This is a genomic window from Microbacterium sp. 8M (assembly GCF_902506375.1).
GTDB lineage: Bacteria > Actinomycetota > Actinomycetes > Actinomycetales > Microbacteriaceae > Microbacterium.
On record NZ_LR733284.1, the window covers coordinates 1,027,174 to 1,051,180 of the forward strand.

The 24,007-nt window shown below is 68.7% G+C and carries 23 protein-coding genes; 12 read left to right on the forward strand and 11 right to left on the reverse strand.

The annotated features are described in order from the left end of the window. Nucleotides 1–17: 17 nt before the first annotated feature. The 6 genes from gyrB to dnaA form a co-directional block, all read right to left on the reverse strand. Nucleotides 18–2,102 (reverse strand): DNA topoisomerase (ATP-hydrolyzing) subunit B, encoded by a 2,085-nt coding sequence (gyrB, locus tag AERO9AM_RS04870; RefSeq protein WP_159575131.1) that lies wholly within the window; start codon nt 2,100–2,102, stop codon nt 18–20. A 118-nt stretch (nt 2,103–2,220) separates the two neighbouring features. Then, nucleotides 2,221–2,712: a DUF721 domain-containing protein gene (locus tag AERO9AM_RS04875; protein WP_159575132.1), complete on the reverse strand. Its 492-nt coding sequence runs from the start codon at nt 2,710–2,712 to the stop codon at nt 2,221–2,223. Continuing rightward, the gene (gene recF / locus AERO9AM_RS04880) at nt 2,705–3,973 is read right to left on the reverse strand and encodes a DNA replication/repair protein RecF (RefSeq protein WP_159575133.1); all 1,269 of its coding nucleotides are present in this window, start codon (nt 3,971–3,973) and stop codon (nt 2,705–2,707) included. The genes AERO9AM_RS04875 and recF overlap by 8 nt, the downstream gene beginning before the upstream one ends. 85 nt (nt 3,974–4,058) lie before the next feature. After that, a complete protein-coding gene (locus AERO9AM_RS04885; RefSeq protein WP_159575134.1) occupies nt 4,059–4,511 on the reverse strand; it encodes a GNAT family N-acetyltransferase in 453 nt (150 codons plus the stop codon). Continuing rightward, entirely contained in the window at nt 4,511–5,650 is a 1,140-nt protein-coding gene (gene dnaN, locus AERO9AM_RS04890) for a DNA polymerase III subunit beta (protein ID WP_159575135.1), read from the reverse strand. Before dnaN ends, AERO9AM_RS04885 begins: the two co-directional genes overlap by 1 nt. A gap of 545 nt (nt 5,651–6,195) precedes the next feature. Beyond that, a complete protein-coding gene (dnaA, locus tag AERO9AM_RS04895) occupies nt 6,196–7,596 on the reverse strand; it encodes a chromosomal replication initiator protein DnaA (RefSeq protein ID WP_159575136.1) in 1,401 nt (466 codons plus the stop codon). 300 nt (nt 7,597–7,896) lie between these two features. Between dnaA and rpmH the strand changes: the two genes are divergently transcribed. The 11 genes from rpmH (at nt 7,897) to AERO9AM_RS04950 (ending at nt 16,277) form a co-directional block, all read left to right on the forward strand. Next, entirely contained in the window at nt 7,897–8,034 is a 138-nt protein-coding gene (gene rpmH / locus AERO9AM_RS04900; RefSeq protein WP_045250217.1) for a 50S ribosomal protein L34, read from the forward strand. A 3-nt stretch (nt 8,035–8,037) separates the two neighbouring features. Further along, nucleotides 8,038–8,370, forward strand: a complete 333-nt coding sequence (gene rnpA, locus AERO9AM_RS04905) for a ribonuclease P protein component (protein ID WP_159575137.1) — start codon at nt 8,038–8,040, stop codon at nt 8,368–8,370. Next, a complete protein-coding gene (yidD, locus tag AERO9AM_RS04910; RefSeq protein ID WP_159575138.1) occupies nt 8,367–8,717 on the forward strand; it encodes a membrane protein insertion efficiency factor YidD in 351 nt (116 codons plus the stop codon). The genes rnpA and yidD overlap by 4 nt, the downstream gene beginning before the upstream one ends. A gap of 3 nt (nt 8,718–8,720) precedes the next feature. After that, entirely contained in the window at nt 8,721–9,818 is a 1,098-nt protein-coding gene (gene yidC / locus AERO9AM_RS04915) for a membrane protein insertase YidC (RefSeq protein WP_159575139.1), read from the forward strand. Then, nucleotides 9,815–10,300, forward strand: a complete 486-nt coding sequence (locus tag AERO9AM_RS04920) for a Jag family protein (protein ID WP_159575140.1) — start codon at nt 9,815–9,817, stop codon at nt 10,298–10,300. The genes yidC and AERO9AM_RS04920 overlap by 4 nt, the downstream gene beginning before the upstream one ends. A 15-nt stretch (nt 10,301–10,315) precedes the next feature. Further along, nucleotides 10,316–10,963 carry a 16S rRNA (guanine(527)-N(7))-methyltransferase RsmG gene (gene rsmG, locus AERO9AM_RS04925; RefSeq protein WP_159575141.1) on the forward strand — a complete coding sequence of 216 codons (648 nt, stop codon included), beginning with the start codon at nt 10,316–10,318 and terminating at the stop codon, nt 10,961–10,963. Between the two features lie 597 nt (nt 10,964–11,560). Next, nucleotides 11,561–11,794, forward strand: a complete 234-nt coding sequence (locus tag AERO9AM_RS04930) for a hypothetical protein (RefSeq protein ID WP_159575142.1) — start codon at nt 11,561–11,563, stop codon at nt 11,792–11,794. 1,512 nt (nt 11,795–13,306) lie between these two features. Next, nucleotides 13,307–14,233, forward strand: a complete 927-nt coding sequence (locus AERO9AM_RS04935) for a ParA family protein (protein WP_159577377.1) — start codon at nt 13,307–13,309, stop codon at nt 14,231–14,233. Continuing rightward, nucleotides 14,233–15,210, forward strand: a complete 978-nt coding sequence (locus AERO9AM_RS04940; protein ID WP_159575143.1) for a ParB/RepB/Spo0J family partition protein — start codon at nt 14,233–14,235, stop codon at nt 15,208–15,210. Before AERO9AM_RS04935 ends, AERO9AM_RS04940 begins: the two co-directional genes overlap by 1 nt. A gap of 97 nt (nt 15,211–15,307) precedes the next feature. Next, complete coding sequence (locus AERO9AM_RS04945; protein WP_159575144.1) at nt 15,308–15,646, forward strand: tryptophan synthase subunit alpha; 339 nt, start codon at nt 15,308–15,310, stop codon at nt 15,644–15,646. A gap of 301 nt (nt 15,647–15,947) precedes the next feature. Beyond that, entirely contained in the window at nt 15,948–16,277 is a 330-nt protein-coding gene (locus AERO9AM_RS04950; protein ID WP_159575145.1) for a hypothetical protein, read from the forward strand. Nucleotides 16,278–16,349: 72 nt separating this feature from the next. Here AERO9AM_RS04950 and trxA read toward each other — a convergent pair whose 3' ends face one another. The 5 genes from trxA to AERO9AM_RS04975 all read right to left on the reverse strand — a co-directional run bounded on the left by trxA (nt 16,350) and on the right by AERO9AM_RS04975 (nt 22,290). Next, entirely contained in the window at nt 16,350–16,673 is a 324-nt protein-coding gene (gene trxA, locus AERO9AM_RS04955) for a thioredoxin (RefSeq protein ID WP_159575146.1), read from the reverse strand. Nucleotides 16,674–16,747: 74 nt separating this feature from the next. Further along, nucleotides 16,748–17,701 carry a thioredoxin-disulfide reductase gene (gene trxB, locus AERO9AM_RS04960; protein WP_159575147.1) on the reverse strand — a complete coding sequence of 318 codons (954 nt, stop codon included), beginning with the start codon at nt 17,699–17,701 and terminating at the stop codon, nt 16,748–16,750. 102 nt (nt 17,702–17,803) lie between these two features. Then, complete coding sequence (locus AERO9AM_RS04965; RefSeq protein ID WP_159575148.1) at nt 17,804–18,451, reverse strand: IMPACT family protein; 648 nt, start codon at nt 18,449–18,451, stop codon at nt 17,804–17,806. 13 nt (nt 18,452–18,464) lie between these two features. Continuing rightward, nucleotides 18,465–20,081, reverse strand: a complete 1,617-nt coding sequence (gene murJ / locus AERO9AM_RS04970) for a murein biosynthesis integral membrane protein MurJ (protein WP_159575149.1) — start codon at nt 20,079–20,081, stop codon at nt 18,465–18,467. After that, nucleotides 20,074–22,290, reverse strand: a complete 2,217-nt coding sequence (locus AERO9AM_RS04975; RefSeq protein WP_159575150.1) for a DUF6049 family protein — start codon at nt 22,288–22,290, stop codon at nt 20,074–20,076. The genes murJ and AERO9AM_RS04975 overlap by 8 nt, the downstream gene beginning before the upstream one ends. Before the next feature lie 166 nt (nt 22,291–22,456). Between AERO9AM_RS04975 and AERO9AM_RS04980 the strand changes: the two genes are divergently transcribed. Beyond that, entirely contained in the window at nt 22,457–24,007 is a 1,551-nt protein-coding gene (locus AERO9AM_RS04980; RefSeq protein ID WP_159575151.1) for a N5-glutamine methyltransferase family protein, read from the forward strand.

The window sequence follows — 24,007 nt, forward strand, 5'->3', positions numbered from 1 at the left end:
CTTCGCTTGTCGTGGGGTCAGATGTCCAGGAAGCGGACGTCCTTGGCGTTGCGCTGGATGAAGCTGCGGCGCGACTCGACGTCCTCGCCCATCAGCACGCTGAAGATCTCGTCCGCCGCGGCGGCGTCGTCGATCGTGATCTGCCGCAGCGTGCGCGTCGTGTGGTCCATGGTGGTCTCCCACAGCTCCTTGGCGTTCATCTCGCCGAGACCCTTGTAGCGCTGGATGCCCGCCTCCTTGGGGATCCGCTTGCCGTTGGCCAGCCCGTGCTCGAGCAGCGCGTCGCGCTCCGCATCGGAGTACACGTACTCGTGCGGCGAGTTGGTCCACTTCAGGCGGTACAGCGGCGGCATCGCGAGGAACACGTAGCCCGCCTCGATGAGACCGCGCATGTAGCGGAACAGCAGCGTGAGCAGCAGCGTCGTGATGTGCTGGCCGTCGACATCGGCATCCGCCATCAGCACGATCTTGTGATAGCGCGCCTTCTCGAGGTCGAAGTCCTCGCCGATGCCCGTGCCGAAGGCCTGGATCATCGCCTGGACCTCCTTGTTGGCCAGGGCCTTGTCCAGACGTGCGCGCTCGACGTTCAGGATCTTGCCGCGCAGCGCCAGGATCGCCTGCGTGTGCGGGTCGCGGCCCTGCACGGCGGAGCCGCCGGCCGAGTCGCCCTCCACGAGGAAGATCTCGGAGATCGACGGATCCTTGCTCGTGCAGTCCTTGAGCTTGTCGGGCATGGCGGCGGACTCGAAGACGCTCTTGCGCCGGGCCGTCTCACGCGCCTTGCGCGCGGCCAGGCGGGCGGTCGCGGCCTCGACGGCCTTGGTCACCACGTTCCTGGCCTGCTTCGGGTTGCGGTCGAACCAGTCGCCGAGCTGATCGCCGACGACCTTCTGCGTGAACGCCTTCGCCTCGGTGTTGCCGAGCTTGGTCTTGGTCTGTCCCTCGAACTGGGGCTCGCCGAGCTTGATCGAGATGACGGCGGTGAGGCCCTCGCGCACGTCGTCGCCGGTGAGGTTGTCGTCCTTCTCCTTGAGGATGTTGTTCGCGCGCGCGTAGCGGTTGACGAGCGTCGTCAGCGCCGCGCGGAAGCCCTCCTCGTGGGTGCCGCCCTCATGCGTGTTGATCGTGTTCGCGTAGGTGAACACGTTCTCGGTGTATCCGGTGGTCCACTGCATTGCGACCTCGAGGGAGATCTTGCGGGCCGTGTCCTCGGACTCGAAGGCGATGATCTCGTCGTTGACCACATCGGCCTTGCGCACGTGGTTGAGGTATTCGACGTAGTCGACGAGACCGCGCTCGTAGAAGAACACGTCGGAGCGCTGGCGCGTCACGACCGTGCCCTCGACCTCCTCGTCGACCGTCGCGCCCTCGCGCTCGTCGTGCAGCTCGATGCGCAGGCCCTTGTTCAGGAACGCCATCTGCTGGAAGCGGGTGCGCAGGGTGTCGTAGTCGAACTCGACCGTCTCCTGGAAGATGCTCGCGTCCGGCCAGAACGTGATCGCCGTCCCGGTCTCGGTCGTGGCCTCGCCCTTCTCGAGCTGCTGCTGCGGGGCGCCGCCGTCGGCGAAGCTGTGCCGCCAGACGAAGCCCTTCTGCTTGACCTCGACCTCGAAGCGGGTGGAGAGGGCGTTCACCACGGAGGAGCCGACACCGTGCAGGCCACCGGAGACCGCGTACGCGCCTCCGCCGAACTTGCCGCCGGCGTGCAGGATGGTCAGCACCACCTCGACGGTCGACTTGGTCGGGTCGGAGGAGTGCGGATCGACCGGGATGCCGCGGCCGTTGTCGACGACGCGGACGCCGCCGTCGGCGAGCAGGGTGACGAGGATCGTGTCGGCATAGCCGGCGAGTGCCTCGTCGACCGAGTTGTCGACGATCTCGTAGACGAGGTGGTGGAGCCCGCGCGGTCCGGTGGACCCGATGTACATGCCGGGGCGCTTGCGGACGGCCTCCAGACCCTCGAGGATCTGGATCGAGTCGGCCCCGTACTCCGCGGCCTGGCCTGCGGGAGCACCCGAGCTGTTGCCGGTCTTCGCGGATCCGGGTGCTTCAGCCCCCGTCTGGGTCGATTCGTTCGCGTCAGAGGGGGTTTCAGGCGTCATCTGAGGGGTGGCTCCACATCGAAGATCTAGGCGCCCAGTCTATCGGAAAGACCCCTTCCTGTCTCGTTGTACGCGCTTCTGCGCGCCTTAACGGCCATGAAACAGGATGGATCCTGCCTCACCCGTAGGTATCGCGCGGACCGCGCCCTGGAGCGACTCTGGGACCCCATTTCCAGGAAGGGACGTCCGGCCCGACGAAGCGGATGTTCTCGACGCCGGCCTCAGGGTACCGGCGCCCGATCTCGGTGATGATCACCGCGCGCATGTACTGCAGGTTCTTCGCCCAGGCCGTCGAATCGCACTTCACGGTGAGCATCCCGCCCTCGAGCGACACCGGCTCGGAGTGCTTCGCGGTATCGGGACCGGCGAGCTCGGCCCACTGCAGCACCAGGTCCTCGCGGCTCAGTGCGGCCTCCCATCCGGCGTCGCGGGTGAGCTTGGCGAGGACGTCGCCGAGGGATCCCGGATCCCGCCCCGGCGTGAACGGTGCGTTCTCGTCGTCGACGATGCGCTTCTTGCGCTTCCAGTTCTTCGAGCTGGGCTTGAGTCCGCGCAGGCGCAGGTAGGTCGCGACGGTCTCCGGGACGTCGGGCTCGCCCTGCTCAGTCATCGTCCACCTCCCCGTTCTGCGTCCCGTCGACCGCGACCCCGGTCGCTGAGCCCGTCGAAGCGACGGACGGCGGACGCGGCGTCCCTTCGACAGGCTCAGGGACCGGGTTCGCCTCCCGCTCGTCCGTGATGGTGCCGGCAGAGATGCGGACCACATGCCGGTGCAACACCTCGGGGATGTCCTCCTCGACGGCGGCGGTCACGAGCACCTGCTCGTACCCCGACGTGATGCCTGCGAGCCGGCGTCGGCGCTCGGCGTCGAGCTCGGCGAAGACGTCGTCGAGGATGAGCACCGGATCCCCGGCGGGCGACTCCGCGCGCAGCAGCTCCGCGGACGCGAGCCGCAGCGCGAGGGCGATCGACCAGGACTCTCCGTGCGAGGCGTACCCCTTGACCGGGAGGTCGCGCACCCGCAGCACGAGGTCGTCGCGATGCGGGCCGACGAGCGTCAAGCCGCGCTCGAGCTCGGCCGAGCGCTTCGCCGCGAGCGCCGCACGGAACAGGTCGGCCGTGCTGCCGCCGCTGTCCGAGGTCTCGGCGTCGTCGCCCTCCTCGGGGTCGCCGCCGCGGATCGACTGGGCCCAGTGCAGCCGCGGATCGTGGTCGGCGCCGGCGATCGCGGCATAGGCGTCGGTGAGTCCGGGCTGCAGGTCCGCGGCGAGCCGGGAGCGGGCGTCGATGATCTCAGATCCGAGGGCGATGAGCTTGTCGTCCCAGACGTCCAGCGTGCTCAGGGCCTCGGTCTTGATGCCGCGCGCCCGCGCCGATTTCAGTAGCGCCGTGCGCTGTCGGAGCACGCGGTCGTAGTCGCCGAGCACGGCGGACATCCGCGGGGTGCGCTGGATCAGCAGCTGGTCGGCGAAGCGCCGCCGTGCGGATGGATCCCCTCGGACGATCTGCAGATCCTCCGGTGCGAAGAGCACGACGTGGGCGTAGCGGGGGAGATCCGCGGTGCGGCCAGGCGCGCCGTTGATCCGCGCCTTGTTGGACCCCTGCCGGTTGATCTGCACCTCGATCAGCACCTTCCGCTGACCGTGCGCCAGCCGGGCGCGGACGATCGCGGCCTCCTGGCCGTCGCGCACCATCGGCGCATCCGACGAGACGCGGTGCGACCCCAGCGTCGCGAGGAAGACGATGGCCTCGGCGAGGTTGGTCTTGCCCTGGCCGTTGCGGCCGACGAGGACGTTCGGACCGCGATGCAGCGCGAGCTCGGCGGTCGCGTAATTGCGGAAGTCCACGAGGCTGAGGTGCTCCACAATCACCCGAGCAACCTTACCCGCGGCCCCCGACAGCGCGGGGTCCGGTTCCGGCGACCGAGACGGCGGCGATCCTGCCTGCGGAACGGGGTCAGAGCTCGCGGGCGACGTAGACCACGCCGCCCTCGCGGCGCATCTCGGTCATCCCCGCGCGGGTCAGCACGGCGAGCGAGGCCGCGTTGCTCTCCTCGGTGTCGGCGATGGCGCGGACGGCACCGTTCGCGGCGGCGATCCGCAGGCCCTCGGTCACCGCGGCGGTTGCGAGGCCGCGTCCGCGCGCCGAGGGCACGAGGCCGTAGCCGAACTCGACGGTGCCGCTCTCGTCGGGCGGTCCGAAGAAGCCGAATCCGCCGACCGCGAGGCCGTCGTCGTCCCGGATCGCGTACAGCGTGAACACCGGATCCGCGCTGTCACGCGCGGCCAGCGAGCGCAGCGGCACGAGTTCGTCCTCGAACGGGTACTCCGGATGCCAATCGTCGCCGGGGCGCTCCTCGCGCGCGATGATGCGCGCCGCGAGCGCGGGATCTATCGGATCCAGCCGCATCACCGCAGCAGCAGGTTGGGCTGCAGCAGGTACTTGAACGAGTCCAGGCCGGCCTTGTCGACCGAGGTCTGGCTGGTGATCAGCACGGGGCTGAGCTTGTTCGCGTTGTCCGAGGAGGTGAACGTGACGCGCACGAACTCGCTCTTCACAGCGCCCAGCGCCTCCAGCAGGTACTGCGGGTTGAGGCCGAGCGTGACGTCCTCGCCGTTCAGGTGCGCGTCGACCGACTCGGAGGCTCGCGCCTGCTCGCCGCCTGAGGCGTCCATCGTGACCGACGACGTGTCGAACGTGAACCGCAGTGGCGCGGAGCGGTCCAGCACCAGGGCCACGCGGCGGACCGCCTCGGTGAGGTCGGCGGTGTTGACGACGGCGTGGTGGTCGGTCTGCTCGGGGAAGAGACGGCGCACCGGCGGGAAGTTGCCCTTGATGAGCAGCGAGGTGACGGTCTTGTTGCCCGCGGTGAACGCGATGATCTCGCGGTCGCCGGCGCCGGAGAACGAGATCTGGATGGTGCCGGCGTGCCCGAAGGTCTTGCCGACCTCCTGCAGAGTGCGGGCGGGGACGAGCGCGGTCTGCTCGGAGGCCTCGCCGTCCCATGGCACGTCGCGCAGGGACACCCGGTAGCGGTCGGTGGCCACGAGGCTCAGCGTGTTCTCGCTGACCTCGAGCTGCACACCGGTCAGCACGGGGGTGACGTCGTCGCGCGAGGCGGCGAAGGCCACCTGGGCGATCGCGGTGCCGAACTCCTCGGCCGGGACCAGGCCGCTGGTGCCGGACACCTCGGGGATCGACGGGTACTCCTCGACCGGCATGGCGGCGAGGGTGAACCGCGCGGATCCGCATCGCACGGCGACACCGCCGTCCTCCTCGACCGCGATCTCGATCGGCGCGTTGGGCAGGCGGCTCGCGATGTCGGAGAGCAGCCGCCCGTGCACGAGGATCGTGCCGGGCTCGTCGACCGTCGCCTCGATGGTTGTCCGGGCCGAGGCCTCGTAGTCGAACGCGGAGAGGGTGAGGCCGTCGTCGCCGGCCTCGATCAGCACACCGGCCAGGATCGGCTGCGGGTTGCGCTGGGGCAGGAGCTTGACGACGAAGGACACTGCTTCGCTGAAGACATCGCGATTGACCTGGAACCTCACCGGCGCTCCTCCGTCGTCTGATTCCGCAGGGTCGCGTCGAACGCGCCCGCGGTCCGCTGGCACACACCAGGGGATCCCATGCTAATGCCACGGGGCGTCGCGTCCAGATCGCAGCCTTCCGGATTCGGATCCATCCCCAGCCCGGCTCCGGGAGGTGATCGATGGCCGGAGATTCGAAAGGAGTTCTTAACGGTGTTAACGCCTGTGGATACTGTGGATAACTCTGGGGATGCTTTGCGGCCGTAGGGAACTACACGTCTGTGACTTGTGGAGATCGTGCGGAAACACGGGGGTCGTGGGGGAGGGCGAGCGGATCCTGTCCGCCGAGTTATCCACAGATCCGGGTGCTGTGTGGGGAATCCACGCCGTCCGGCCGGGGAGATATCCCCAAGTTATCCACATGTGGACACGCGGAGAGCGCGCATGCCAGAATGCGCCACCCGATCGCCGCTGTTCCGTCCTCGGCGCTCCTGGGGCCGTTCCGGGGCGATCGCTGTGGGAGGGGGACCCCTTCGAGGGGGCAGGACGCCGTGGGATGGGCTCGGTCAGCGCCGGCTGAGCTGAGCGGTGATCTCGGTCACCTGGTTGAAGATCGCGCGGCGCTCCTTCATGAGCTCGCTGATCTTCTTGTACGCGTACATCACGGTGGTGTGATCGCGGTTGCCGAAGAGCTGCCCGATCTTCGGCAGGGAGAGGTTGGTGCGCTCCCGGCACAGGTACATCGCGATCTGACGGGCGGTCGCGATCTGCTGCGACCGGCTGGATCCGTACAGGTCGTCCTCGGTGAGCTTGAAGTAGTTCGCCGTGGTGGTGATGATGTCGGTCGGCGAGACGATGCTGTCCTCGTCCTGGTCCACGATGTCGCGCAGCGCGGTCTGCGCGGTGGCGATGTCGAGGGCGGAGCGGTTCAGGTTCGCGAACGCCGTGGCTCGGATGAGGGCGCCCTCGAGCTCGCGGATGTTCGAGGAGACCTTGGTCGCGATGTACTCGAGCACGTCGTCGGGCACATGCAGCTGCTCGCTCTGCGCCTTCTTGCGCAGGATCGCGATGCGGGTCTCGAGGTCGGGTGCCTGCACGTCGGTGATGAGACCCCACTCGAAGCGGCTGCGCATCCGCTCCTCGAAGCCGGTGAGGTGCTTGGGCGGCACGTCGCTGGTGATCACGACCTGCTTGTTGTGGTCGTGCAGCTGGTTGAAGGTGTGGAAGAACGCCTCCTGGGTCTCCGCACGGCCCTGCAGGAACTGGATGTCGTCGATCATCAGGATGTCGACCTCGCGGTAGCGCGCCTGGAAGGCGGATCCGCGGTTGTTGGCGATCGAGTTGATGAAGTCGTTGGTGAACTCCTCGCTCGACACGTAGCGCACCTTGACCCCGGCGTACAGGGACTGCGCGTAGTCGCCGATCGCGTGCAGCAGGTGCGTCTTGCCGAGGCCCGGCCCGCCGTAGATGAACAGCGGGTTGTAGGCCTTCGCCGGCGCCTCTGCCACGGCGACGGCTGCCGCGTGCGCGAAGCGGTTGGACTGCCCGATGACGAAGTTGTCGAAGGTGTACTTCGGGTTGAGCCGCGACTCGTGGCGGATCGGCGTGGGCTGCTGCTCGATGGGGGACTCGACGCGGGCCGGCTCCTGGCGGGCGGACGCGAAGTCGGCGACGGGGATGGGCACCGTCTGCTGCTCGACCATGTCGTGGTTCACGGTGACGCGGAAGGAGGTGACCTCGTCGCCGATCCGGGCGAGCGCCTCCATGATCGGCAGGCGGAGGCGCTTGTTGATCTGTCCGGCGGTGAGGTCGTTGGGGACCTCGAGGTAGAGCGTCGCAGTCATCACGCCGGCGGGGACGGCGAGGTTGAGGAACCCCTGCAGCGGGGCGGTGACGCGCTCATCGCCGGCCAGCTCGGCGAGCAGCTCGTCCCAGATCGGGACGTCGGACGCTGCGGATGCTGACATGGTTCCCCCGGGTGACTCGGCACAGCGGCGGATTTCGATCTCGCTCCTGTGGATAACTGCTCGTGCCACGGTAGTCAGCGAGGGCCGCGAGGGCAAGCCGTGACGGGGGCTCAGCGGCGGCGTGTCCCTGTGGGGGGATCCGTCCACAGGTGTGGATAATGGTGCTTTCGCCCGCTCAGTTTGCGATGTGGGAAGCGACGTCGTAGCCTTAATCGGTTGACTTATGCCATTTCGGCAGTCTTTGTCCACCCGTCTCCGGCCGCATCGATCCCGGTGACAGCTTCCCTTTCCGGAGAAATCATGAGCAAGCGCACGTTCCAGCCCAACAACCGCCGCCGCGCCAAGAAGCACGGCTTCCGCGCCCGCATGCGCACCCGCGCCGGCCGCGCCATCCTGTCGGCACGCCGCTCGAAGGGCCGTGCCGAGCTCTCGGCGTAATCCGTGCTCGCCCGCCCGCATCGACTCACCCGCGGGTCCGACTACCGCACGGTGGTTCGGCGCGGGCGGCGATACGGCGGGCCCCGGTTGATCGTCTCGGTGCTCGACACCGGTGAGCAGCGCCCCGTGCGCTTCGGTTTCATCGTGAGCAAGCAGGTGGGGAACGCAGTGACCCGCAACACTGTGCGGCGACGCCTGAAGGATGCCTGCGCCCGTCAGCTCCCTCTGCCCGACGGCATCGACGTGGTCATCCGGGCACTCCCCTCCGCAGCCGCGGCGCCCTTCGCCGAGCTGCTGGCCGACGTGGACCGTGCGGTCGCCCGGGGTGTGCGATGAGCGCACTGCCGGCCTACTCACGCGGCACGGCGCATCTGCACGCCGCGGATCTGCTGCGGGCGGCGCCGCTGCTGCCGCGGAACCTGGTGCTGGGCTTCCTCACGGCGTACCGCGCGGTCATCTCGCCGCTCTATGGCGACGTCTGTGCGTATTACCCCAGCTGCTCCGCATACGCTGTAGGTGCGGTGCAACAGCATGGCGCGGTGAAAGGCGCAGGCCTTTCGGCGTGGCGGATCCTGCGCTGCAATCCCTGGAGCCACGGCGGCGTGGACGACGTGCCGCTGCACAAGAACTTCCGACACGCCCTCACGCCTCGAGGATTCGTCGTACCCTCCCGAAAGGACTGATCAGTGGGTTCCGACCTCCTGTTTGCCGCGTCAACGACGCCCGCTGCCTCGAGCGGCGGCTTCGATCTCCTCGGCACCATCATGTGGCCGTTCAAGGCACTGGTCGAGGCGATCCTCGTCGCCTGGCATTGGCTGTTCACCACGATCGGTCTCCCGGGGGCGGCGGGCCTCACCTGGGTCCTGTCGATCGTCGGCCTGGTGCTGGTGATCCGCGCGGCGGTCTTCCCGCTCTTCGTGCGGCAGATCAAGAGCCAGCGCAAGATGATGGAAATCGCTCCTGAACTGCGAAAAGTTCAGGAGAAGTACAAGGGCAAGCGGGATCAGCTGAGTCGCGAGGCGATGAGTCGCGAGACCATGGCCCTGTACAAGAAGCACGGCACGACCCCGATGTCGAGCTGTCTTCCGCTGCTGGTGCAGATGCCCTTCCTGCTCGGCATGTTCTACACCCTGAGCGATGTCAAGAAGCACGCGGAGGCCGGTGTCGGCGGCGTGTGGCTTCTCACGAAGGAGCTCACCAAGCAGTTCTACGACGCGACCCTCTTCGGAGTGGCGCCGCTGCACACCAGCCTCGTCGACGCGGTGCAGCACAAGCCGGCCGGCTGGGAGGCCACGGTCGCGATCCTCATCGTCCTGGTGATCCTCATGATCGGATCCCAGTTCTTCACCCAGCTGCAGATCATCTCGAAGAACCTGTCGCCCGAGGCCAAGACCGGCCAGGCGTATCAGATGCAGAAGATCATGCTGTACATCCTGCCGCTGGGCTTCATCTTCTCGGGTCTGTTCTTCCCGCTCGGCGTGGTCATCTACTGGTTCGTCAGCAACCTGTGGACCATGGGCCAGCAGTTCCTGGTTCTGCGAGAGATGCCGACTCCCGGATCCGACGCCGCCAAGGCACGTGAGGAGCGTCTGGCGCGGAAGGGCAAGGCCATCAACTCCGAGGGCAAGGTCGTCCCGATGGCGGTGTACGAGGCGGAGCAGCAGAAGATGCTCGAGGACGCGGAGCGTCTGCGCGCGCAGCAGCCCAAGAGGCAGCAGCCGAAGAGCGCCAAGCGTGCCAAGAAGGAACAGGGGACCAAGCCCCAGAGCGGAGATCAGTCATGAGCGAGCAGAGCCTGTCTGAGCCGACCGTCTCGGACCTCGAGCATGAGGGCGACGTCGCGGCCGACTTCATCGAGGGGCTGCTGGACATCGCCGACATCGACGGCGATCTGACGCTCGACGTCAAGCAGGGCCGGGCTTACGTGTCGGTCGAGGCCGAGGGTGACGGTCTGCGCCTGCTCTCCGCGCCCGAGACGGTCCAGGCTCTGCAGGAGCTGACGCGCCTCGCGGTGCAGACCAGCACCGGCACGTTCTCCCGCGTGATCCTGGACGTGGCCGGCTCGCGTGATGCACGGCGCTCGCAGCTCGAGCGTCTGGTGGATTCCGCCGTGGCGAAGCTCGACGAGGGCGCGTCCCAGGCGTCGCTGCCGTCGATGTCGAGCTATGAGCGCAAGCTGGTCCACGACATCGTGGCTGAGCGCGGCCTCGTCTCCGAGTCGTACGGCGACGGACCGGCGCGCCACACGGTCATCCGTCGGCACTGACGTTTCACGTGAAACATGGCTGATCTCGCGACCGGTGCCTCGGGGCTCGAACCGGAACCCGCGGCCGCCGCGGCGCTGTTCGGCGACCGCATCGAGCTCGCACGTGCTTTCACCTCGGCGCTCGCGGAGCAGGGTGAAGAGCGCGGGCTGATCGGCCCCCTGGAGGTCCCGCGACTGTGGACCCGCCATATCCTCAACAGCGCGATCGCCGCCCCGCTCTTCCGCGGGGAGGTCGCGGACGTCGGCTCCGGGGCAGGGCTGCCCGGTATCGTCCTCGCGATCGCACGCCCGGACGTGAGCTGGACGCTCATCGAGCCGATGGAGCGCCGCGTCGCGTGGCTCGATGAGCAGGTGGCCGCGCTCGGCCTTTCGAACGTCACGGTGGTGCGTGGCCGGGCTGAGGAGGTCGGCCTTAGCGCGCGTTTCGACATGGTGACCGCCCGCGCGGTGAGTGCACTGCGCACCCTGCTGCCGTGGACCGCGCCCCTGGTCCGCAACGGGGGAGAGTTGGCCCTCCTGAAGGGTGCCAACGCGGAGAACGAGATCAGCGCGGCGCAGAAACAGATCCGCAAGTTCCTGCTCAGCGATGTGCGCGTGGAGACCCTGGGGGAGGGCGTGCTCGCCGAGACGACGCGCGTCTTCCGCGCTACCGTTCGCGCCTGACCCGCGTGTCCCCTGCCGTTCGCGCCTGACCCGCGTGTCCCCGTGTGGGGTACTGCCGTGACCGACGTCGTGTCGGAAGATCGGGCAGTCGCGGGAGCCGCATCGTCGGATCCTGCGGCTACCGGTAGTCCTCGCCGATCCTGTAGACACAACCTCTGGCCGGCGCGATGCGGCTTCGGAGGAGTAGGCGGGTCCGGCCCGCTTCGTGACGCACGGGCAATCGTCTTCTGAGGTCAGACCGCCTTCGTCTTCCTCGTGATTCGCTCTCACTGACGTCGCTGGCGTACTTCCGTGCCGGCTTGCGAGCGCATCCGTGTTCGTCTATGTCGATGAGTCGGGCCCTGCGTCGCGATGTGGGCGCTCAGCACGTGACCTCCCGCGCCTTGCCGAGAGGCTCCCGATGTTCCCGACGTCGTGATGCTGCTACCTTCTGCTGATCCGCGGAGCGGCGGAAAGCTCACGTGTGTCGCGCTAGTGAGCCGTTTGTCGGGCTATCCATTCCGCGCAGCGTCGTTCCAGCGGATGTTTCACGTGAAACGGCGTGTGGCTGGTGCTGGGACTGGCTCACGCTGTGGGTCACGGCTGCCGCTGGTTCTGGTGCTCACGCTGGGTCCTGTTCGCGCGCTGGGTTTGGTGCGCGCGCTGGGTTCTGATGCTAGCGCCCGCAATCGGGTGCTCACGCTGGATCTGGTGGTTGCGCTGGATCTGGTGGTTGCGCTGGATCTGGTGGTTGCGCTGGATCTGGTGGTTGCGCCGGGTCTGGTGCTTCCGCCGTTCTTGGTGCTCACGCTGGGTGGTGTCCGCGCGGGGTGGGTGTCGAGGCTGGATTGATGTCTGCGTTGGCCTGGTGTGGAATGAGTGCTTAGTCGCGGCTTTGGTACGGAGACGCTCGCGCCTTGCGTGAGTGGTCGACCTGATCCGTTCCGCTGGATCGATCGAGTGGCCCGTGTTGCTGCGTCGTGTGGTGGGCGACGGAGGCACGTGGGGATCGCATTCCGTGACTGGTGGAGCGTGAGGCGCGGATGTTTCACGTGAAACGGAGCGCGAGAGCCGAAGGCTGTACCAAGTCGTAAGGATGACTAGGGGTTCCTAGACGACGACGGGTGTTTGACCGATTTGACGAGCACTGCGCGGCTCGAGCGGATCGGCGGAAGACCCGCCATTTGCGACGCCGCACGGGTCCGGATCGCGCCAGTGGCCCGTCGGAGCTCTTGCTCGCTCCAGCGGAGCCGAGCCGAGCTTCGTAGAGCGCAGTCGAGCATCGCAATGCAGCGCCGAGCATCGCAGAGCAGAGTCGAGAATCGCACAGCGCAGCACGGCCGAGCACGGCCGAGCCGAGCATCGCAGAGCACAGCAGCGCCGAGTCGAGTGTGCATCGCAGAACAGAACAGAACGGAGCCGCTTCGGATGCAGGGAGAGCCGATTCACGCGACGGTCGGCGGAAGATACACAGGAGTCAGTGCTCCATCGGTTCTTCGGCGGGCTCCGAGGTTCAGAAGACGCTCTGAGATGAGCTGCGCGGATACGCCGATGGTGAGCCGTTGCCTGTCACGAGGCTGAGCTCGTGCGAGTGTCCCGCGACGGAGTCTACTTGCCGCCTTGTCGCGGGTTGAGCCCCCGCAAGGTGTAGGCGCGAGCTGGGCGGTACCTGCAGGCAGTGTGACAGGCGCAGGGGAGTCCGCACTCGCTGCGGCGACTACGCGCGTACTGTCAAGATCCCTCGGCCACGCGGGTGGAGCCGGGTGCGGCGGCGATGACGGGTGGTTCCGGCGCGCCGAGTCCTCGTTCGTCATCAGCTGGGCGCTCAAAACTCGCGGTCAACCGTGGTCCACCTGCCTACCCATCCCCAACGAGCACTGCACCTCCACCAACGAGCACTGCGCTTCCCCCATGGGCCACCGCACAGGGTGTTTCACGTGAAACATCCGTCGCACGCCAGGCTGAGGGACAAAGGGAGGCAGACCCTGCGGACCGTGTAGTAGCCACCCCTGCGCTTCCGTTGCCTGCGGACGGCGGGTGTGCAGGTGGTAGCGATCGGCGGGATCGCTCGCAGCATGAACGAAGCCGAAGAGGCTCCATTACGGCTCATTCAGTGACGCGCCTGGCAATGCGGAGTGGACAGCCGACGGGAGGGGCACGTTCAGCTCGTTGACGGCGCACCGTCCTGCCGCCCGCGGCAGACGCGCACGGGGGCTCTCCGGGCGCGGGTGGGTGATCGGTCCACACAAGCAGGTTTCACGTGAAACATCACGCAGATCGGGGCATGAGGGACGGGATTGTCAGCCGCGCCGGTTAGAGTGGAGATTCCGTCGTTCCCCCGTCGGAGATCGTCGAAAGGAGTGGATGTTTCACGTGAAACAGTCCTCGAACACCTCGACTGCTGATTACGGCGTGGACACCCCTCTGGCTCGGGAGATCGCGGATCTGGCCGCTCGCCGCAAGGCATTGGAGGCGGTCACTGTCTCCTTCGATGGCCCTACGCGCATCTTCACGATCTCGAACCAGAAGGGCGGCGTCGGTAAGACGACGACGGCGGTGAACGTCGCGTCAGCGATGGCGGAACTCGGCGCGAAGGTCCTCGTGATCGACCTGGATCCGCAGGGAAACGCATCCACAGCTCTCGGGGTACCTCACACGGCGGACCTGCAGAGCATCTACGACGTACTCATCAGCGACGTGCCCCTTGCTGATGTGGTGCAGGTGAGCCCGGAGTCCCCGAATCTCCTGTGCGCACCGAGCACCATCCACCTCGCCGGCGCGGAGATCGAACTGGTCTCCCAAGTCGCTCGGGAGCATCGGCTTCGCACCGCGCTGAACGACTATCTCGCCGCGCACCCCATTGACATCGTCATCATCGACTGCCCACCGTCGCTGGGGCTGCTGACCATCAACGCCTTCACGGCCGCGACCGAGGTGATGATCCCGATCCAGTGCGAGTATTACGCCCTCGAGGGGCTGAGCCAGCTTCTCGGGAACATCCGGATGATCCAGAAGCACCTCAATCCGCAGCTCACGATGTCCACCATCCTCCTGACCATGTTCGACGGTCGGACTCGTCTTGCGCAGCAGGTCGCCGAGGAGGTGCGCGGTCACTTCCCGCGCGAGGTGCTGGACACCGTGATCCCGCGTTCCGTCCGCGTATCGGAGGCGCCCAGCTTCGGCCAGACGGTGATCGCGTATGACGGACAGTCGGTGGGCGCCGTCGCCTACCGCGAAGCAGCAGTGGAGATCGCCCGCCGGGCGACCGACGACAACGAGAAGGGGCACTGATGGCCAAACGCACGGGACTCGGCCGGGGGATCGGGGCGCTCATCCCCACTTCGGATGCAGCGGAGCGTCCCGTCGACGTCTTCTTCCCCGGTGCACGCGTCGCTGAGGCGGTGAAGGAGTCCGCCCCGGCGGTGACCGCCGAGGAAGAAGCGGATCTCGTCGCGGTTCCGGGTGCTCGCCTCATCCGCGTCGATCCGCGGGATATCGTCCCGAACCCGCGCCAGCCGCGCACCCACTTCAACGAGGACGATCTGGCCGAGCTGGTGCACAGCGTGCGGGAGTTCGGCGTGCTGCAGCCCGTCGTGGTGCGCGAGAACGCCGAGGGTCAGTACGAGCTGATCATGGGGGAGCGGCGCACGCGCGCCGCCCGCGAGGCCGGCCTCGACTCCATTCCCGCCATCCTCCGTGAGACCGCCGACGAGGATCTGCTGCGCGACGCGCTTCTCGAGAACCTGCACCGCTCGCAGCTGAACCCGCTGGAGGAGGCATCGGCCTACCAGCAGCTGCTCGAGGACTTCGGGATCACTCAGGAGGCGCTCGCAGCGCGGATCGGGCGTTCACGCCCCCAGGTGAGCAACACCATCCGGCTGCTGCGGCTGCCCGTCCCTGTGCAGCAGCGGGTCGCGGCCGGCGTCCTGACCGCCGGTCACGCGCGTGCGATCCTCTCACTCGACGACCCCGAGCTCATGCAGCGGCTCGCGGACAAGGTCGTGAATGAGGACCTCTCCGTGCGGGCCACCGAGGAGGCGGCGAAGACCATCGCCGCCGCGGGCACGGTCACGAAGTCGCCCAAGCCGCAGGCAGGAGCGCGCCGCGCCTACCTCGACGACGTCGCGGGCAAGCTCGGAGACCGCCTCAACACCCGCGTCCAGATCGCTCTCGGGGCAAGGAAAGGCCAGGTCAAGATCGAATTCGCGTCGATTCAGGATCTGAACCGGATCCTCGCGGAGATCGGGCAGGAAGGTTTCGGCGCCTGACGTCCGAGCACCGACGTGCACACCGGCCCGGAAGGCATTCGCTGAAAGCGGATCCCGTCCGGGCCTTCGTGTCCCCGGTCCCGCGTAGGCTTGGCAGGTGAGTGAATCCCCGACGCGACGCGCAAGCCTGGAAGTGCTGCGCGCGGAAGCGGCGGACGAGCTGGCCGTCCTCGTCCAGGAGCGGCTGCTCGGGGGAGAGGATCCCTGGGCGTTCATGGAAGAGCTGCCCAGCGTCGACGAGCTCGTGGTCTTCCTGCTGCGCGCCGACGAGATCGTCGAGAGCGGCGGCGTCCGTCCCGACGACGCCCGCAACTTCGAGGTTCTGCGCCGTATCGCCCTGGACTACCCGGAGCTGACACCGATCGTGTGGGGGCTGCTCGGCGATGGCCCGAAGTACCGTCGCTGGGATCTCCTCGCCGACGAAGCACGTTCCTAGAACGCGCACGTTCCCCAGCGCGTCGTGGTTTCACGTGAAACGTGGTCGGTACCGCGTAGTGCGGCCGGGCTCCGGGGTGCTGTCTTCAGGTGCAGAGCGGGTTCCTTCCCGCTTCAGGGGACCCTCCCGATGCACCCGAAGTAGGCACCCCTCCGCCCTCAGCCCGATGCGCGGCCGCGAGCCACGAGGTGGCACTGCGAGGCTGACTGCAGGGATGTTTCACGTGAAACGGGGGCGTAGAGTGCGAAATGGGGGCGAGAGAAGGATCCTCCATGTTTGGGCCAAAAGGGAGGACGACGACATGCCGGAGCAGGACCGGGTCGTCGTGCCGGACTTCGTCGGTAAGGCAGTCCACGTGGCGAGTGACGAGGCCGCTGAGAAGCGCATCCTCCTCACGAGCGACGACCTCGACGGTCCGAGTCTGCTTGCGCGAACGTGGCCAGGGTTGTTCTGGGTGACATCCCAGGACGCCCCTGCCGGGAGCCTCGTCGAAAGCTGGTCACGGGTCGTGGTGACCTACGTCGCGGAGGGCGGCACGCACAGCGCGGTCGGGACCCCGCCGAGCGACCCGTCTCCGGCCTTGTCCGCGCACGCCGATCCGGAGGATGACGCATCCGAAGCAGGGGAGTAGCAAGCCGGGATGGACTGCAGAGCACGAAAAAGCCCGCCCTCCGTGGCGAGGGCGGGCTTCGTCAGCGTGTCGTCAGCCGAGGAACGCGGCCAGATCCTGCTCGAGCGCGAACTTCGGCTTGGCGCCGATGATCGTGGTCTTGACCTCGCCGCCCTGGAAGACCTTCATGGCCGGAATCGACGTGATCTGGTACTTCATCGCCAGATCCGGATTCTCGTCCACGTTGAGCTTGAGGATGGTGATCTTGTCCGGGTTCTCCGACTGGATCTCGTCCAGCACGGGCGCGACCATGCGACACGGTCCGCACCACGCGGCCCAGAAGTCGACCAGAACGGGGCCTTCGGCCTGAAGCACGTCCTGCTCCCAGGTCGCCTGGCTGGTTGCCTTGGCAGTCATGATTCTCCTTGTTCGTGTGAGCGCGAGACGCTCGGTGAGGTCAACAGCGATGAGGCCTGAACTGTTCCCGCCGATCAGGCGAGGGCAGCTTCCGCCGCGGTTCCGTCCGACAGCGCGGCCAGGAAGTGCTCGACGTCGAGGGCGGCGACGGTCCCGGATCCAGCAGCAGTGACGGCCTGCCGGTACGTCGGGTCGATGACGTCGCCGGCGGCGAAGACTCCGGGCACGGAGGTGCGGGAGCTGCGGCCGTCGACCCAGATCGTGCCCTCGGGCGTGAGGTCGAGCTTGCCGTGCACGAGGTGCGTACGGGGGTCGTTGCCGATCGCGATGAAGAGGCCGTCGACAGGAAGGTCGGTGACGGTGCCGTCGACCGTGTTGCGCAGGCGCACGCCGGTGGTGGCATCCTCGCCGAGGACCTCCTCGACCGCGCTGTTCCAGATGAACTCGATCTTGTCGTTCGCGAACGCGCGCTCCTGCATGATCTTCGAGGCGCGCAGCGTGTCCTTGCGGTGGATGACGTACACCTTGGACGCGAACTTCGTCAGGAAGGTGGCCTCCTCCATGGCCGAGTCGCCGCCCCCGACGACCGCGATCGTGCGGTCGCGGAAGAAGAAGCCGTCACAGGTCGCGCACCACGAGACGCCGTGACCGGAGAGGCGCTCCTCACCGGGGATGCCGAGCGTGCGGTAGGCGGATCCGGTGGCGTAGATGATGGAGGCGGCCTCGAGCACGGTGCCGCTGCCGAGAGTCACCTTCTTGACGTCGCCATCGAGGTCCAGCTCCGTGACGTCGTCGTAGAGCACCTCGGTGCCGAAGCGCTCGGCCTGCTCCTGCATCTTGGCCATCAGGTCGGGGCCCTGGATGCCTTCGGGGAAGCCGGGGAAGTTCTCGACCTCGGTGGTCTTCATCAGCTCGCCGCCGACCTCGACCGAGCTCGCCACGAGCACCGGGTTCAGGTTCGCGCGGGCCGCGTAGATCGCCGCGGTGAACCCCGCAGGTCCCGAACCGATGATGATGACCTGTCGCATTGCTTCTCCTTGCTGTCGCACGCTTCAACACATGGTACCGGCGCGGCATTCCGCGGACCTGGAGGTCGCCGGCGCCTCACGGCGGCAGGCCGGCCCCGCGTCTCAGGCGGGGACGTCGACGACGCGCGTGTTGCCGAAGACGGGCGAGAGGGCGCCGGCCGAGAGGGCGGCGACGTCATCGACCAGCGCGTCCCGGTCGGCGGACGGGATCCACAGGGTGAACGAGGCGGACGCCCCGTAGGCGACGTCGCCGAAGGTCGATCCGTGCGCGGCGGCCCAGTCCCGCAGGGCGTTGTCGATGCGTCCCGCTTCGCCGTGCGGCACCTCGACCCGCGCCTCGAGCAGCTCCCGCCGGTGCAGCAGCGCCGCTTCGTCCAGCGCCTCGGAGACCGCGGTCGAGTACGCGCGGATGAGACCGCCCGCCCCGAGCTTCACGCCGCCGAAGTAGCGGGTCACCACGGCGACGACGTCGGTGAGACCGCGCCGGCGCAGCACCTCCAGCATGGGCATCCCTGCAGTGCCGGACGGCTCGCCGTCGTCCGAGGATCGCGCCTGATCGCCGGCGAGCCCCGTCACCATCGCGGTGCAGTTGTGGCGGGCGTCCCAATACTGGCGCCGCACCGCGGCGATGACGGCTTCGGCCTCGTCGACGGAGCGAACCGGTGCGATGCGAGCGATGAAGCGCGACTTCTTGACGACGAGCTCGCGGACGATCGGCGCGGCGAGGGTGTCGGGGTAGGAACGCGTCATGACGAGGATGCGCTCAGCGGCTCGGCACGAACCGGCGTGCGAGGCCCTTGAGCGCGTCGAGCTCGGGAGCGCGGAAGACGGCGAGGACGCCGATGTAGACGGCGAGAACCACCGTGGCGATGATCAGGCAGCCGATCGCGGCGGGGATCCGGTCGACCGCCGTCCATCCACTTGCGCCGCCGAGCAGCACGAAGACCCCCCAGCCCGCTGCGGATGCGGGAAGCGCGGCACCGAGAAAGCGGAGCAGGGCAGGGATCCAGTCACCGGCCCCGATTCCACCGAGGCGGCGCGACAGCAGCGCGCTCGCGACGATCGTCTGCAGGATGCTCGAGATCGACTGTCCGAGGGCGATGGTGGCCGCGAGCAGGGAGAGCGGCACGACACCGGTGTGGTTCAGCAGCTGCGCGCCGAACGCTGTGGCGACGATGAGCACGCATTGGAAAATCGTGAAGAAGAATGGTGTGCGGGTGTCGCCGAGTGCATAGAACGTGCGCTGGACGATGAACAGCACGGCGAGCGGGACCAGAGCCACGAGGTAGCCGATCAGCACGGGGGCGGCCATCTGCGCTTCGTCGCGGTCATCGGTGAAGATGCGGGACGCAGGCACGGCGGCGGCGAGGACCGCCGCCAGCGCGCCCATGAGGAAGAACCCGAGCGTGCGGATGCTGCGCGCGATGTCGGCGCGCACCTCCGCAATCCGCCCCGCATGGGCGTGCTCGCTGAGCTGGGTGAAGTAGGGCGTGCCGATCGAGAGTACGATCACCGAGTACGGGAGCATGAAGATCAGCCAGGCGTTGTTCATGACCGTGATCGACGGATCGTGGCCCGAGGCGTTGATCGCGATCCGGTGCTGGTAGAAGCCCGCGGCCAGGCTGGAGAGGGCCATCAGCATGGTCCACCCGGCGAGCTTCACGATGTTGCCCAGCCCCACTCCACGCCAGCGGAAATCGATGCGCAGCGCCAGCCGGGTGCGCGGCCAGAACGCGAGCAGGACGGCCGCCTGGAGCGCTATGCCGAGCGTGGCGGTGCCGCCGAGCCAGGCGATGCGATCGGGGGTCCAGTCGGAGATGTCGCTGAGGGGCGAGCCGAACATCGCCCCGATCACCAGGAACCCGGCGATCGAGATGAGGTTGTTCACGACGGGAGCCCAGGTGAACGGGCCGAAGATCCTGCGCGCATTCAGTGTCTCGCCGATGAGCGCGTAAAGGCCGTAGAACAGGATCTGCGGCATGCACCAGTACCCGAACGCGATGGCGAGCGCCTGCTGCGCCTCGGAGAACTCGGGTGGGATGATCAGCGAGACCAGTGCGGGCGTGGCCAGCGTCGCGATCACGGTCGCGCCGACCAGCACGACGGTGCCGGCGGTGAAGATCTTCGAGATGAAGGCGCTGCCGCCGTCCTCGCCGGCGACGGCCCGCACGATCTGCGGGACGAGGACTGCGGTGAGCACGCCGACGGAGATCAGTGAGAAGACGTCGTTCGGCAGCTGATTCGCGATGCTGAACGCGTCCGGAGCCTTGCCGACGGCGCCGATCACGCCCACCAGCACGATCGTGCGGAGCAGACCTGTGATCCGCGACACCATGGTTCCGGCGGCGAGGACGGCGCTCGCGCGGCCGAGACTACTCATGCGCCTCCTCGCGAGACGATTCGGGTTCTGCCGAAGCGGATGACGCCGAAGCGGATCCGGACCTCTCCATCGCCTCGGACGGCGGCGCATCATCCTGTTGCTGACCTCCGACGGACCCTTCCATGCCTTCGGCGGCATGCGTCTTCGCAACGGCCTTCCGGCGGCGGACGGTGCGGAAGATGCCGGCGCCGATCAGGAGCAGCCCGAGGGTGCCGAACACGATGAGACCGATCGTCTCCCACTCGGCGCGGATCGTCAGGCGCGCGGTCTGCTGCGGTCCGATCGCCACGCCGGTCGGGCTCGTCAGCGACATGGACAGGGTGATCTCGGCGTTGGCCACGTGCGACTCCAGCGGGAGGCGCACCGGCGTGGTGCTGGACGGCAGCGCCTCGACGTCCGTCGCCGCCGGCACTTCGATCCGGGAGTCGCTGGGCACGACGTGCAGCCGCACGCGCACGGGGTAGGGCAGATCGTTGCGCACCCACACCGGAACGTTCACCTTGGGACTGATCAGGATCGGGTTGGACGGCTGGATCCCGACCGCCTCCATGGTCTTCTGCGTCGCGGTGCGGTGCCCGTTGAGTGCGGCGGCGAAGTCTTCCGGGGTGGTGTGCACACCGACGCCGAGCAGCCGCATCATCGAGATGCGCTCGCGCACCGTGAGGTCGGCCGGGCGCTCGAGGATCGTCGCGAACTGGGCGAGACGGTCGGCGTCCTGCTGCAGCGCGAGCACGGCAGCGGCGCGGTCCTCGGCGGACTCGGTCGCCACGCTCAGTTCGACGGGCGGGGCGGACAGCACGCGGTCGAGGCGGCCGTCCAGCCCTCCGCTGAACGCGGTCACGGCATCGGCGAGACCCTGCGCGGGACGGCTGTCCGCGCGGGAGAGACCCGCGAGAACGGTCGAGCCGGGGGCGTCGAACCAGAGCATCGCGTTCGCCGCCGTGAGCGCGCTCCCACGGGCGTTCGCATCGGACTGCGCGGCGACGTCGCTGAGGGCGGCCGACACGGCCTCGTCCGAGACGAGCACGGCGGATCCGCCGACCGTGCCGCGCGTCGCGACCGCGCCACCCTCCGCGCCCGCGGTGAAGGCGGTCGAGGGGAGGATCGGGATAGTGGTGGATCCGGCCTCACCGTAGTGCGACATCGTCGCGATCTGCGCCGGCGTCACCTCGCCCCGCGGCCACAGGATGTCGGAGCGCGCTCCGGTGATCGCATCGGGCGAAGGCTCGGCGGGCGCCGTCGTGGTCGCCGTCGCGGTCGGGGTCGGCGTGGGGGTGGACGGCGGGCTGCCGGCGGGGCCCAGGAACGGGGCGAAGTCGTCGACGGTGAGTGGTGCGGTCAGCCCTGCTGCGGCCTGGGCGGTCGCGTCTGCATCGCCGAACTGCAGCGTGAAGCGCTCGTTGGGCAGGGCCTCGAGGCGCGCAAGCCATGCGGTCGCGGTGGCGGGCGCCGCCGTGCCCAGAACCCGGATCGCCGTGGGGATCGACGGGTCGATCGCGAGCACGGCTGGCGTGCCGGCCACGCCGTCCAACTGCGCGGTGAGAGCGCCCTCCGGCGCGGTCAGGGCGGTGAGCTCCGCGGCGCTCAGCAGGTCGCCCTTGGGCGCGGCCGTGATCGGCACCACCGTGATGACGGTCGCGGGTGCGCCCTGGGCCACGACCAGCACGGTGCGCGAGTCGGCCGCGGGGGCGGGGGCGCCGGCCGCGGCGGGCGCCTCGAAGCGCGCGCGCAGCGGGTACACGCCGGGGGCGAGCGCGCCGACGTCACCGGCGGGCACGACGACTTGCGTGCGGGACGTGCCCTCGGCGCCGACGGCCGTGGTGCGGACATCCCCGATCGGGCTGAGTGCCGGCGTATCCGCGGAACCGTCCAGCCACGCGCTCACGGCGTGCCGGTCGCCCAGGGCGGTGCGGCCCAGTTCCAGGTGGACGGTGCCGACGCCGAGGCCCGTGGTGGCGTCGTTGCGCAGCGCCAGAGTGGCGCTCAGCGGAGTGCCGGAGATGTAGGAGCCTTTCGCGTCGGGAAGCAGCGCGACCTGCACTCCCTCGTGCTCGGGCGTCTGCGTAGGGCTCGGGGTGGGGGTGCTCTCCGCGGCGGCCGGCGTCGGCACCGCGAGCGGCAGCGCCAGCCCCAGGGCGACGGCGACGGCCCCTGCGGCGCGGCGGAGGCGCAGTCGGAGGGGGGAGTTCGCTGTCGTGGTCGCAGTCATGGGGATCCGTCGGGCGCACGAGGCGCGGCGAGTGCTGGCCCTGAGATTCTAGGCGGCGCGCACCGCCGATCCCTGGAGGCGGGCAGGGTGCGCATCGGTAGGAGGGGCGCGCTCACCGGCGGAGCCTGCTCTCTCGCACGCTCTCTCGCACGCGTAGGCTGACGCCGTGGTCCGACACCTCACGCCCCGCCCCGACCCGCTGCTCTGCGCGGCGCTCGCCGCCGACCTGGACGCCGCCGATCTCCGTTCGGAGCCGCTGCGCGCCGCCTGGGGTGCGGAGGCCGACGACGCGCTCGCCCGCGGTGTCCGGTCCCCGCTGCTGCGGGCGATCGCCGGACGCACCGACGCCCTGGCGACGCTCGGGCGGCTGTTCGTCCTCGGGATGCCGCAGCCGGAGGCCGAGGTCGCCGCAGCCCTCGCCCGCACCGGCGTGGACGGCATCGAGGCACTGGGGCTGGCGTACCGCGACGGCGGACTCGTCGTCCCCGCGGCGCTCATCCGTCCGCAGTCCTTCGTGGATGCCGATGGCGTGGGGGAGTGGTGGATCGCGAGCGACCTCGACGAGCTGGCGCTGCACCACCTCGACGCCGACGGCGTGCTTCCGCCCGACCACGTCCTCGGCGTGGGCGGTGCCTCGCGCACGCTCGCGTCGCTCGTGATGCCGATCGAGGTCGAGCGCGCCCTGGATCTCGGCACGGGCTGCGGGATCCAGGCGCTGCTCGTGTCGCGGCATGCCGGATCCGTCATCGCGACGGACATCTCGGCCCGGGCGCTCGCATACGCCGAGCTGAACGCGATGCTCGCCGGCGTGCAGAACATCGAGTTCCGCTGCGGGAGCCTGTTCGAGCCCGTGGCGGGCGAGAGCTTCGGTCTGATCGTCTCGAATCCGCCGTTCGTGATCACGCCGCGGGGCGCCGATGTGCCCGAGTACGAGTATCGCGACGGCGGTCTCATCGGGGATGCGCTCGTCGAGGCGTTCGTGCGCACGGCGCCCGCGCATCTCGTCCCCGGCGGGGCGGCGCAGCTGCTCGGCAATTGGGAGTCGATCGGCGCCGAGCTCGGCATGCGCCGGATGGAGTCGTGGATCGACCCGGCGCTCGACGCCTGGGTCGTGCAGCGCGAGACGCTCTCGCCGCTCGCCTACGCGGAGCTCTGGATCCGCGACGGCGGCACCACGCCCCGCGATGCCGGCTTCGAGCCGCTGCTGGACGCGTGGCTCGACGACTTCGCCGTGCGCGGGGTCACCGAGATCGGGTTCGGGTACGTGCTGATCCGGCGCCCGGACGTGGCGGAGCCGGAGGGGGCGCCGCCTGCGCCGCTGCGTCGCTTCGAGACGCTCACCCAGCCCGTGACCAGCGTCGGCCGGGCGTTCCGCGACGGGCTCGCCGGACATGACGCGCTCGCCGACGGCCTGCCCGACGTGCTGCTCGTGGCCCCCGATGTCACCGAGGCCCGTCACCACCTGCCGGGTCAGGACGCGCCGAGCGTGATCGAGCTGCGCCAGGGCGGCGGCTTCGGCCGCACCGTATCGGTGGATCCCGCGCTCGCCGGATTCGTCGGCGCCTGCGACGGCGAGCTCACGGTCACCCAGATCGCCGCAGCACTCGCCGACCTGTTCGAGGTGCCGCTCGCCGACCTCTGGGCCGATCTCGAACCGAGGCTGCGCGGTCTGGTGACCGACGGCTTCCTGATCCCGGCGGGAGGCGGAACGGAATAG